The organism is Pontibacter litorisediminis (genome assembly GCF_029360645.1).
In the GTDB taxonomy this organism is placed as follows: Bacteria; Bacteroidota; Bacteroidia; order Cytophagales; family Hymenobacteraceae; genus Pontibacter; species Pontibacter litorisediminis.
This window is the reverse complement of record NZ_JARDUA010000003.1, coordinates 294,576-306,388: the sequence shown is the minus strand read 5'-3', so window position 1 is coordinate 306,388 and position 11,813 is coordinate 294,576. Positions and strand designations below refer to the sequence as shown.

Genomic DNA, 11,813 nt, shown 5'->3' with positions numbered 1-11,813 from the left:
AAAGGAGAAATTACACGGAAGAAATTATCTTGCAGCCACTTATTAGCTTTCCCATGCTAGCCTCAGTTTTATCCGCAGTTATATTCCTGCTGCTGCCGTTCCTGTTCCCCGCCACGCCGAAACCCGTAAGGGATTACGATAAGCTGCTGCTGGTAAACGAGTACAAGTATAAAATTTACGAGGTCTTCTCCCTTATCCCGCTTTTCTTCTTCACAGGCGCTATCTGCTATGTTTTTTACCTGTTGGGCAACGACGTGCAGGAAGTATACTTCCGGGGGCGGGAGGCAGACTTTGCCATTTACCCGCCAGCCTCTTTCTGGCTGGCGCCGGGCATGTGCTTCGGCATTGCGTTATTTATGCCGCCAATGGAACTGCTCTACCGCCTGATGCTGAAGGAGGAGTACCCGGTATACCTGGAGTACACCAACCGGAAGTATGGCTTTGACGGCTATAAGGTTGTCCGGTTCCTGAGCAGGGGCTGCCTGCTTGCCGGAGTGGTAATATCCGTGCTGGGCCTGGGCTGGTACAAAGAGATAAAAGGCGAACGGATTGTGGTGGATGATTTCGGCTCGCTCAGCCCGCAGGAGTACACGATGCAGCAAGTCGAGTCCATAACGCACTATGAGTACAAGCGCAACGCGAAAAACGAAGTGGAAGCAGAGCCGCACTACAAAGTCCGCTTCTCCGACGGCAGGGTGTGGGACACCTCTGACAACTTTCATGAGGTAAGCCAGGAGGAGTACTCCGCCATCATGGCTTACCTGCTTGCCAATACAGGCCTTGCACTGGGGCACGAGGAAACCGATACAGGGCAATAACAGATCACTCACCCTTTTTTGCTCCTGCTCCTGCCGCTCCTGCATGGCCCGATGCAACATTTTTACTGAGATACAGTTTTTCTAGAAGTATAGCCAACTCACTTATTGCATCCAAATTATACCTTTGTACCCCATAAAAGAACTTTGATGAAGATAGACTTTCGCCCAGCAAAACTTCTGCTCCCTTTGCTGCTATGCCTTTTATTTGCCGCCTGTAACAGAGACAAACCCATCCCTCCCATTGCGCCCTTAGAAGGATATACCACTACCAAACAGTACCCCGGCAACGTAGGCGACGAGAGTCTGGAAGACTGGAAAAAGGAACTGAAGGACATTGAGGTGGTGCAGATAAAGTCCACGATGGACGGAAAGGTAGAGCCGGCGCTGTTTTACGAATCTAAGTCTAGCCGCAAAAAGCCGCTGCTGGTAGTGCTGCACAGTTGGAGCAGCGGGTACCTGCAGGTGCCCTCCATCCCGTTTGCGCTTTGGGCCGAGAAGTATGACTGGGCCTTTATTCAACCCAACTACCGCGGTGTGTTTGAGCACCCCGAGGCCATGGCCTCTGATATGGCCGTGCAGGATATTGTGGATGCGGTAGACTATGCCATGCAGCATGCCGATATCGACTCTTCGCGGGTATACCTGGTAGGCTCCTCGGGCGGCGCCATGACCGCACTGGTGACAGCCAGCCGCCACCCCGAACTGTGGGCCGGCGTGGCAGCCTGGGTGCCTGTATTCGATATTCCGGAGTGGTACGACTTTAACCTGTACTATCCGCACCGCAAGTATAACAAGCAAATCATAGCCGCTTTGGGTGGTGAGCCGCTGCCGGGCACACCGGCCGAGGAAGAAGGCAAGAAGCGCAGCCCCAGCACCCAGGTTCACCAGGCCAAAGAGGTACCGATCTTTCTGGCCCACGGCATAAACGACCTCCTGGTGCCGCCGAGCCACTCTATCCGCGCCTACAACATTCTGGCTGCTCCCGCCGACACCATTTCGAAAGAGGACATGGCCTATATTGTGAAGGAGCAGGCCATACCGGAAGACATGCAGGGCCAGGCTGACGACCCTTATTTTGGCGCCTCAGACCCGGAGGTGGTGTTTAGCCGCAAATCCGACAATGTGAAGCTGGTGCTCTATGTAGGCGTGCACGACATGGCCTATAACGCTACCCTGCTCTGGCTAAACGACCAGCAGAAGCCACAGCCGCAACCGGCCGTAACGCAGGCAAAGTAAACCTTTGCCCCGGTGCATCAAGTATAAAGTTTATACTTTAATGCGTTGCACCATGCCTACTCCAGCAGACACCAATAAGCCCAAACTCAGTACCGTAGACCAGGTATCCTCCGGTGGGGTGGCCTATCGTGCGGGAGAAGCGGGCGTGGAGGTGGCGCTTATATCGGTGGGGCCGCAGCAGCGGTGGCAGCTGCCCAAAGGCATTGTGGATGCCGGGGAGACGCCGGAGGCCACGGCTGTGCGCGAGGTACGCGAAGAGGCGGGCATTCACGCCGAGCTCCTCCAAAAGATTGACACCATAGAGTATTGGTACGTAGGCGACAAAGGCAAACAGCGGGTGCGCTTCCACAAGTTTGTGCACTTCTTTTTGCTGCGCTATACTTCTGGCAACATAACAGAGCACGACTGGGAGGTGAACGAGGCGCGCTGGGTACCCATAGCGGAGGCTGCCGGGATGCTTTCCTTCAAAAGCGAGCAACAGGTGCTGGAAAAGGCAAAGGCCCTGCTAAGCAACGCGCAGCTTTAAACCTATGCCCCGGTAGTTGGTTAAGTGTATTCGGATTATCTTAAAGTAGCATCACACATGGTAGCAGCATCAAAAGAATCATCAGAAGAAAAATACCTGCACGGCTATTCTCCGGAGGAGCAGACCCGCCTGTACAAGCAGGCGCGGTTCATGGAGAACAAGATCTACTCCGACATCGATTTCTCTACCGTAACCAAGCTGTTGGAAGTGGGCTGTGGCGTAGGAGCCCAGTCGGAGATTCTGCTGCGCCGCTTCCCGCACCTGCACTTAACAGGCATCGACTACTCTGAGAAGCAAATTGCGCAGGCTCAGAAATACCTGTCCACGATACCCTACGCCACCGACCGCTACGAACTGCTGAAGGAGAACGCGATGGACATGAGCTTTACCTCTCAGGCTGATTTTGACGGTGCTTTCCTGTGCTGGGTACTAGAGCATATACCGGAGCCGGCGCGGGTGCTATCAGAGGTGCGGCGCGTGCTGAAGCCGGGCAGCCCTATTGTGATTACGGAGGTACTGAACTCCAGCTTCTTTGTGGAGCCTTACTCGCCGAACGTACTGCAGTACTGGATGCGCTTCAATGACCTGCAGTATGACCTGGGCGGCGATCCGTTTGTGGGTGCCAAGCTAGGCAACCTGCTGCAGTCGGTAGGCTACCAGCGCATTACTACCGAAACCAAAACCTACCACCTCGACAACCGCAATCCTGCCAAGCGTGCCGAGATGATCGGCTTCTGGACCGAGCTGCTCCTAAGCGGACTGCCGCAGCTGCTGGATGCCGGTTATGTGGATGCGGAATTGGCCGATAAGGTGAAAGAGGAGATGCATATTGTCGCCAAGAACCCTAATGCTGTTTTCTTCTACACATTCATTCAGGCAAAGGCTTTTACGTCGTAGTGTAGACAAAGGCAAAGGCACAAGTTGATGCTTGTGCCTTTGCCTTTTCTTTCTGGCGCAAGTCTTTGGACTTGTGCCTTGCCAGGGTGTTGAGTCTGTGACTCGACTGGCTCGCAGAGCCATACTTGCTGTGGCTATACCTTATACTTCTCTGGCGCAAGCGTCCGCTTGTGCCTCTATTAGCCCCTGCCCCCTGCTACAGGAAGCAAGCTATTCTTACTAGCCTTTGTTCATCCTCAGTCTTACAACCTAAATTGTTGCATCTCTGGCTTTGGTGCTCTCCAGCCCGAGCGGGCTCGTCTTGGGGGTAGGGGCCCTCGATAAGGGCATCGCGCTGGGAGCTTTTCCTGCCCTCGTGCCTCGGGCTGCCTCGCCTCCAGAAAAACTCGCATAGGCGCTCAACCCAAAGATTAGGTATCATTTCGGTAGCCGCCGCTACTATAGCACATTGACTTTTACCTACCTCTAGCAGAGGTCCCCCTTGGAAGGAGGCTGGGGATGATTACACCTGCGGAGATTCCCCTCCTCGGAGGGGTTAGGAGTGGGTTCACCTGCCTAGCCAAAGCCACAGCGCTTATACCTTAACCAAAGCAGTTACAGGCTCCCCTCCTTAGCCAAGGAGTGGTAGGGGTAGTTGGACCCGGTGCTACAGAAACTCCCGCCCCCGTTTAAGGGCTAGGTTGATGATCGCACAAACCCAGTCTCACTAGCTCCTAATTCACACCAGCATGTCGCCACGCTAAAACTCAAGGTGCTCAACCTTCCTACAGCGCCAAGTATGGGCGCAGCTTCTCATACAATTCTGCCGTTATCAGCTTCACTTGCCGCACATCTTCCAACTGGCTATACTTGCCATGTTGCTCGCGGTAGGCTACAATGGCCCTGGCCACATTGGAGGAAACATAGGGATGTGCCCGCAGTTCCTCGGCGGAGGCGGTGTTAATGCTTAGTTGCTGCACGGTGTTGGCCTTGGGCACAAAGGTATACTTGTGCAGGCTGTCTACCACCTCCGGCTGCAGCCCGTATACCTCTCGCAGTTGCTCTACACTGTGAAAACCGCCTAAGCCACTTCTATACTTTATGATCCGTGCCGATAACTTACTGCCAATGCCTCTGATCTGCTTCAGTTGCGTGGTGTCGGCGGTGTTGATGTTGAAAGGGGCAAGTATAAACTTCTCCCGTTTATTGGTGTGCCACTCCGGCTGGGGTGTAGGCCGCGTGGCTATACTCGCAGAGCGTTTATACTTAGCAGGGCGCTCCTCCGGTAAATCAATGTAAGGGTACAGCCGCTGGAAAACAGAATCTGGGAGGCCATAGATACGCCCCAGCTCTGCTTTATAGGTAAGGTCCCCTACTTTGCTGCGATAGTTAAGAATGCGCTGCGCCAGCCATTTGGGTAAGCCGAAGGCCTGCCACTCCTCCACCGTCAGCTGGTTCGGGTTAAAAGGCCGCAGCGACACGGTAGGCAAACTATACTTGCTGGTGCGTTCCGGCTGCCTTTCCTCCAGCTGCGCCACCAGGCTGTCGAGCAGTTGGCGGTCCCGGGCAGAAACGAATTCGGGTTCCGACGTATAAACCCTGCTAAAAAGAAAAGGTGCCGCCGAAAGCAGCACCAGTAAGGTGAGTAGCACCAGAAACGCATTTACCTCGCGCTGCGAAAAGCCAAAGTTTCTGCGTATCCAGTGCCTTAATTTGTTCATGTATAAAGTCTACGGTTGTACCTGCCGCCCAGGCTCATCGTCGTTGTCGAGGTATGAGTCCGGCTCCGGCTTAGGTGGCGCGTTCAGTACACGCGTGAAAAAGTATATCATCAGGCTGGTAACCAACAGCATGGTTCCGAGCATCACAACAAGTGCAGCTGTATTCATAGTTTCCTAGATTCTTCCTTCCCTAACTCTTTTTTTATACGCAATGTAAACCAGTGCCGCAATGCCGAGGAACACGGACACCAGCAGTATACGCGAGGCATTCACAAAGAACAGTGTTTCCTGCAGTTGGTTTATCACGGCTGGGTCTGTGGCCTCTGCCAGTTGGCGCTTCAGGTTCGAGTTCTTGATCTTGTTGATGATGGAGCTATCGTCCAGCACCCAGTCCCCGGCAAGAGCCTTGCCCCAATCGCCGCCCTTCGGCGTTACCAGCGAGCCGATAAACACCCACAGCAGCAACAGCGGCGTAACGAACTTGATGATATACCGGTAGAAGTTAGGCACTTTGATATCGGCACCGGATGTGATCTCGCGCCAGCCCCTGTCCATACCAAACACCCACGCAAACAGGATCGTCTCCACCAGAGCGAACACAACCAGCGATACGGTGCCCGCCCAGTAGTCATACTCATCAAACACGCCATAGTGGAAGAAAAGCACTGTAGGCATTCCCAGTATCAGCACGATCAGGCCGAAAGACCAGGCCGCCGGCTTGCGTTTCCACTGAAACTCATCCTGCAGAAAGCCGATCCATGGCGTACCCATGGCCAGCGACGAGGTGATGCCGGCAAAGAACAGCAGGCCAAACCACATCACACCGGCAACGGCGCCCAGCACCTCACCCCACTGCGTAAACAGGAACGGCAGGGTTTTAAACGCAAGCCCCAGGCCACCGGACTGCACCAACTCGGTAACCCTGTCTATACCCAGGTAGCCGATCGAGATAGGAATCAGGATAGAGGCGCCAAGCACGACCTCCACAAACTCGTTCATCCAGCCAGCCGACATGGCGTTCAGGGCGATGTCATCTTTGGACCTTACATAAGAAGCGTAGCAGTGGATGGTGCCCATGCCTACCGACAGGGTGAAGAAGATCTGGCCGGCTGCAGCCAACCAAACCGTTGGTGACCACAGCTCATCGAAATCCGGAGTCCAGAGGAAGTTGAGGCCCACGGAGCTGTCGTTCACTGCACCGGCTTCTCCGGCAGTAATGGTAAAGCCCTTGTAAGCCAGAAATACGCCGAACAGGATCAGCAACGGCATGCCGATTTTGGCTACACGCTCCACGCCGCCCGACAGGCCCTTAGACAGGATCCAGGTATTGAGCAGCAAACAGATAAGGTAGAACACCACGGCCTCGTAGGGGATGCCTAAGGTGGAGTCGCCGATGCTCACATAGGTGTCGAAGAACGCCGCCACGCCTTCCTGGTCCAGGCCATTGAACGTGCCTCGGATGGAGTGAAATACATAGGAGAGCGTCCAGGACTCCAGGTAGCAGTAGTATGCGGCCACGGCAATGTTGGTCCAGATACCAAACACGCCAATGTACTTCCAGAGGCGGTGCTTGCCCATGGTATCCACAATGTAAGGCGTGGAATGGTTTCCGTACTTGCCCCCAAAGCGGCCCATAGACCACTCGATCCAGAGCAGGGGGATACCCATCACCAGAAAACAGACAAGGTAAGGGATAATGAAGGCGCCGCCGCCATTTTGCACCGCCTGCACCGGAAAGCGTAGGAAGTTTCCGAGGCCTACGGCATTACCGGCCATTGCCAGGATCAGGCCGACGCGTGAGCCCCAGGATTCTTTGTTAGCACTCATAAAGAAGGTAGAAGTGTTTAGTTAGTTTAGTTTGATTAAGGTGTTGGTCTTGTATAAAGGTGTTTGGTCGTAATGTGCTGAAATTTAAGCGTACAATATAGGTAATGGTTTGGATAGCTGCATTAAAAATCACATATTTTTAATGTTATGGCAACAAAGCTAATTTTGCCTTGCCGCCTGCTCTGCCACCAGGCGAATGCCCTCCGCAAATGCATGCGGGCGGTAGCCCAGTTCTGTCTCCGCCTTGCGGATAATGAAGCCGGTGCGGGGTGGCCGTTTTGCCGGCTGCGAGAAGGTGCTGCTATCTGCTTTATCGATCAGGGCTTTGTCCAGGGCAAAGAAATCGGCTACCTGCATGGCCATGTCGTATGGGGTAAGCATCTCGGAGCCGGAGATGTGGTAAATGCCTTCGGCATCATGCTCGGCGGCCAGCCAGCAGCCCATGGCCAGGTCCTCAGCCAGCGTTGGCGTCCGGAACTGGTCTGTCACGACTTTTATCACTTTGCCCGCCTGCAGGCTGTCGCGCACCCACAGCACAATGTTGGTGCGGCCCTGGTCGTTCACCACGCCGTAAACCAGCACGGTGCGTAATATGGCCCACCTGCATTTTGCCTGCTTCACGATCTCCTCGGCCATCAGCTTCGTCTCACCATAGAAGTTCACCGGCTTTGCCTCCGCTTCTTCGTCGTATGGCCCGTTCTCGCCGTCAAATATAAAGTCGGTACTCACGTGGATGAGGTGCACGTCATACTTCTCGCAGGCGTTTACCAGGTACTGCACGGCATCGCGGTTCAGCAGCAGGGCCCCATCACGGTCGTTCTCACACTGGTCCACGTTGGTCATGGCGGCGGTGTGGATGATGTGCGTGGGGCGGAACTCGCTCACCACCTGCTCCACCTGCCCCTCGTTCGTCACGTCCATGCTTCGGAACGGCAGGGTAGGGTAAAGCTCGGCCAGTTTGTTTTCGCCACGGCTGGTGGCCAGCAGCTCAATATCCTGCTTCGGCAGCAGTAGTTCGGCCAGCTTTTGGCCCAGCAGCCCGTTAGAGCCGGTAATCAGAATGCGCTTCATGTGTTATTTTTTCTCCAGTGTCTGGGTATTGTAGTTGTAGTTATACCTCTTGGCGATCTTTTTCTTCTTCACGTCCTCCACCGTCACCTTCATCTTGATGTCTGACAGTGGGCGGTCGCGGCCATCGGTTGGTTGTTCGGCAATCTTATCAATCACGTCCAAGCCATCCACCACCTGCCCAAACACAGTGTATACTTCGTCCAGCATCGGGGTGCCGTCATGGTTTTCCACAATGTAGAACTGGGAGCCACTGCTGGCACGCGAAGGATTCACGCGGTCGTCCTGGCGGGCGGCCGCCACAGCGCCGCGCACATGTTTATGGGTGGCGCTGATCTCCGCCGGAACCGTGTAACCGGGGCTGCCGGCTCCGTCGTTGCGCGGGTTGTCGTCCTTGGTGTTGGGGTCGCCGCCCTGTATCATAAAACCGTCTATCACACGATGGAAAGTGGTGCCATCGTAAAAACCCTCCTTCGCCAGCTTCAGGAAGTTGGCCTTGTGCTGCGGAGTATCGTCGAAGAGCACCAGCCTGATGTCGCCCTGCGGCGTGGAGATAGTCACGAGTTGGTCTTTGCCCTTTGGCTTCTGGGCCAGCACCGCCAGCGGCAGCAGCAGGGCCAGTAGCAGAGCGGAGGCTACATACTTTAGCATTTTCATTCTTGTGTTAATGTCGGTTTGGGTTCTTGTAATGCCCGGCTGTAGTCAGCAGGATTCCAAATTTAAGCCTTTTTAGCACTTGTTTATATTTTAGCACCTTTTTCTGCTACTGGTACTGCCGGCACGGGCTTTACCGCACGTATAAGGTAGCACCGCCTTCTATAACAGCCGCTCATCAGATATTGCATTATATGGCTCTTTTAATGAACTGACAGAGGCAATCCGGGCTAAAACTTTACATTGGCAGCAGAAATAGTTTAATTTAAGGAAAGTGACTAATCAACTAACCTATCTAGATGAAAAGAATCTTACTCTCTGCAGCGCTCAGTCTGGGGGCCTGTAGCACCCTTTTTGCCCAGGCACCAACTACAGTAGACGAAAAAATCGACGCGGCCATTGGCCCTGCAGCACAGTTTATCTCTGATATTATTTTCTATGAACTGCCTGTTGCCGGCTACGGTATCCCGCTCATCCTGGTGTGGCTGCTGCTGGGTGCCGTGTTCTTCACCCTATACCTCGGGTTCATCAACATCAGAGGCTTTAAGTACGCACTGGACATCGTGCGAGGCAAGTACAGCCAAGAGAATGCTCCCGGCGAAGTAACCCATTTCCAGGCCCTGACGGCTGCTGTTTCCGGCACGGTGGGGCTTGGCAATATTGCCGGTGTGGCCATCGCCATTTCACTTGGAGGACCGGGCGCCACGTTCTGGATGATTGTGGCGGGCTTGCTGGGCATGTCGTCGAAGTTCGTATCCTGCACGCTGGGCGTTAAGTACCGGGACCACCATGCCGACGGCACCGTGTCCGGAGGCCCGATGCACTACCTGAACAAGGGGATGAAAGAGCGGGGCATGGCTGGCCTTGGCAAATTCCTGGCGGCCTTCTTTGCCATCATGTGTATTGGCGGCGCGATCGGCGCAGGCAACATGTTCCAGATCAACCAGGCTACCCAGCAGTTTATCGCCGTGACCGGCGGAGAGGCTGGCTCCTGGTTCGGGGACGGCAACGCCTGGATCTTCGGCCTGATCATGGCCGTGCTGGTGGGCCTGGTGATACTGGGCGGCATGAAGAGCATTGCCCGCGTAACCGAGAAAGTAGTGCCCCTGATGTGCGCCATTTACATCGTGGCGGCCATTATTGTGCTTATCTCTAACTTCACGCTTATTCCGGCTGCCTTTACGGCGATTTTTGAGGGTGCCTTCTCCGCCTCGGCGGTAGGTGGCGGCCTGGTGGGTGTCATGATCCAAGGCCTTCGCCGTGGTATGTTCTCTAACGAGGCGGGTATCGGCTCGGCCTCTATCGCGCACTCGGCCGTTAAAACCAATGTCCCGGTAACGGAAGGTTTCGTGGCTTCGCTGGAACCGTTTATCGACACGGTGGTGGTCTGCACCATGACGGCGCTGGTAATTGTGGTGACAGGCGCCTATGAAATGAATGCGGCCGGCGACGGCATCGCGCTTACCTCCACGGCCTTCGCCACCGTTATCGACTGGTTCCCGATGATCCTGGCCGCTGCGGTTATACTTTTCGCCTTCTCTACCATGATCACCTGGTCGTACTACGGCCTGAAGTCCTGGACTTACCTGTTTGGCCACAACAAGGCCGCCGATATCAGCTTTAAGCTACTTTTCTGTGCCTTTGTGGTGCTGGGAGCTCCCATGCAGCTTAGCAGTGTGGTGGCCTTTTCGGATGCCATGCTTTTTGCCATGAGCATCCCGAACATGGTGGGCCTGTACTTATTAGCACCGGTTGTGAAGCGCGAGATGATCGACTTCCTGGCCTATGCCCGCTCTGACAACAACACACCGCTTACGAAAGAGGCTGTAAAAACAGAGGCCGAGGCTGCCAAGGCTTAACCTACTCCTTAAAACAACATGAAGGGGCCGCCTGCATTGTGCAGGCGGCCCCTTCATGTTACCAAAGAATAAGGGAGCCTACTCCCCTCTCTCGGCTCTGATACTTTTAAGGATGTCGGCACCGCCCTGGCCAAGGATGATGTTGGCCAGTTCCTCACCCATCTCCGCCGCCGCTCCGGTTGGGCCCTCCAGCGTCTCCTGCAGCAGCGTTTTGCCGTCCAGGCTCACGATACCACCGGTTATACTTACCCCTTCATCAGTCAGCCTTGCCAGCGCGAAAGACGGAATGCTGCAGCCGCCCTCCATGGTGCGCAGAAACGCGCGCTCGGCCAGCAGGCACACATGCGTCTGGGCATGGTTCAGCGCCTGCTTCAGGGCATTTTTCAGCTCGGGCTCCAGGTTCTTGGCGCACTCAATGGCCACGCTGCCCTGCCCCACGGCTGGCACAAACTCATCCTCCGGAAAAGTATACACGATCAGGTTGTCATACTCCATGCGGTGCACCCCGGCAAAGGCCAGCATCAGGGCGTCCATTCCCTGCTCCTCCAGCTTGCGCAGGCGTGTTTGCAGGTTTCCCCTCGACTCCACTGTTGTCACGTTCGGGTAGTACTGCTTCAGCAGCGCCTTACGGCGGGTAGAGGAGGTTCCGATCACCGCCTTGCTGTCGCGCCCGAGCTGGAAGTCCGGGTTCAGGGAGAGCAGCACGTCGTTCACCTTCTCGCGCTCCATAAAGGCCACCAGCTCCAGGTCCTCTGGGATGGTAGACTGCACATCCTTGGCACTGTGCACGGCTATCTCCACCTCGCCATTGCGCAGCGCAATCTCCAGCTCCTCTGTAAACACTCCTTTAGACCCCAGCTTATCCAGGGATTTATCAAGGATCTGATCGCCTTTGGTACTGAAAATCACGATCTCTGTTTTGAGGCCTACAGCCTGCAGCTTCTCCGCCGCCGCGTTAGCCTGCCACAGGGCCAGTTTGCTGCCCCGTGTTCCGATGCGTATCGTCTTGTCTGTTATGTTCTCTGCCATGTTATACTTTACTGTGAGGCTGCTCTGCAGTGCCTCTGTTTATACTTGTCAAAGGTCAGGCCGGAAGCTGCTTTCCAGCCCTCCTCAAACCAACCTTATATTTACGCTTTTGTCATCCCTGAAAGAGCCTTGGGGGAAATAGCAAAGGCTTAACCTCCCTTCCAACAAGTTTCTTAACAGAATGACAAGAGGATTTTAT

Annotated in this window: 11 protein-coding genes; 5 read left to right on the top strand and 6 right to left on the bottom strand. The window is 54.9% G+C overall.

Features of this window, described 5'->3' with window-relative positions:
* Positions 1-53 precede the first annotated feature (53 nt).
* The 4 genes from PXG97_RS11310 (at position 54) to PXG97_RS11295 (ending at position 3,477) form a co-directional block, all read left to right on the top strand.
* On the top strand, positions 54-818 hold the full coding sequence (locus tag PXG97_RS11310) for a hypothetical protein (RefSeq protein WP_276497857.1): 765 nt from the start codon (positions 54-56) through the stop codon (positions 816-818).
* Positions 819-965: 147 nt separating this feature from the next.
* Positions 966-2,054, top strand: a complete 1,089-nt coding sequence (locus PXG97_RS11305; protein ID WP_276497856.1) for an alpha/beta hydrolase family protein — start codon at positions 966-968, stop codon at positions 2,052-2,054.
* 52 nt (positions 2,055-2,106) lie between these two features.
* On the top strand, positions 2,107-2,580 hold the full coding sequence (locus PXG97_RS11300) for an NUDIX hydrolase (RefSeq protein ID WP_276497855.1): 474 nt from the start codon (positions 2,107-2,109) through the stop codon (positions 2,578-2,580).
* A gap of 57 nt (positions 2,581-2,637) precedes the next feature.
* Entirely contained in the window at positions 2,638-3,477 is an 840-nt protein-coding gene (locus tag PXG97_RS11295; RefSeq protein ID WP_276497854.1) for a class I SAM-dependent methyltransferase, read from the top strand.
* Between the two features lie 764 nt (positions 3,478-4,241).
* On the opposite strand, the gene PXG97_RS11290 is transcribed toward PXG97_RS11295, so the two are convergent.
* From PXG97_RS11290 to PXG97_RS11270, 5 genes are all read right to left on the bottom strand, one after another.
* Positions 4,242-5,177, bottom strand: a complete 936-nt coding sequence (locus PXG97_RS11290) for a ComEA family DNA-binding protein (protein ID WP_276497853.1) — start codon at positions 5,175-5,177, stop codon at positions 4,242-4,244.
* A 9-nt stretch (positions 5,178-5,186) separates the two neighbouring features.
* Positions 5,187-5,345, bottom strand: a complete 159-nt coding sequence (locus PXG97_RS11285; protein WP_276497852.1) for a hypothetical protein — start codon at positions 5,343-5,345, stop codon at positions 5,187-5,189.
* Between the two features lie 6 nt (positions 5,346-5,351).
* Complete coding sequence (locus PXG97_RS11280) at positions 5,352-7,004, bottom strand: sodium-dependent transporter (protein ID WP_276497851.1); 1,653 nt, start codon at positions 7,002-7,004, stop codon at positions 5,352-5,354.
* A gap of 159 nt (positions 7,005-7,163) precedes the next feature.
* Positions 7,164-8,075: an SDR family oxidoreductase gene (locus PXG97_RS11275; protein ID WP_276497850.1), complete on the bottom strand. Its 912-nt coding sequence runs from the start codon at positions 8,073-8,075 to the stop codon at positions 7,164-7,166.
* A gap of 3 nt (positions 8,076-8,078) precedes the next feature.
* A complete protein-coding gene (locus PXG97_RS11270; RefSeq protein WP_276497849.1) occupies positions 8,079-8,729 on the bottom strand; it encodes a peptidylprolyl isomerase in 651 nt (216 codons plus the stop codon).
* Between the two features lie 296 nt (positions 8,730-9,025).
* On the opposite strand from PXG97_RS11270, the gene PXG97_RS11265 reads away from it, so the two are divergent.
* Complete coding sequence (locus PXG97_RS11265) at positions 9,026-10,585, top strand: alanine/glycine:cation symporter family protein (RefSeq protein WP_276497848.1); 1,560 nt, start codon at positions 9,026-9,028, stop codon at positions 10,583-10,585.
* A 78-nt stretch (positions 10,586-10,663) separates the two neighbouring features.
* Here PXG97_RS11265 and hemC read toward each other — a convergent pair whose 3' ends face one another.
* Positions 10,664-11,614, bottom strand: a complete 951-nt coding sequence (hemC, locus tag PXG97_RS11260; RefSeq protein WP_276497847.1) for a hydroxymethylbilane synthase — start codon at positions 11,612-11,614, stop codon at positions 10,664-10,666.
* Positions 11,615-11,813: the final 199 nt, after the last annotated feature.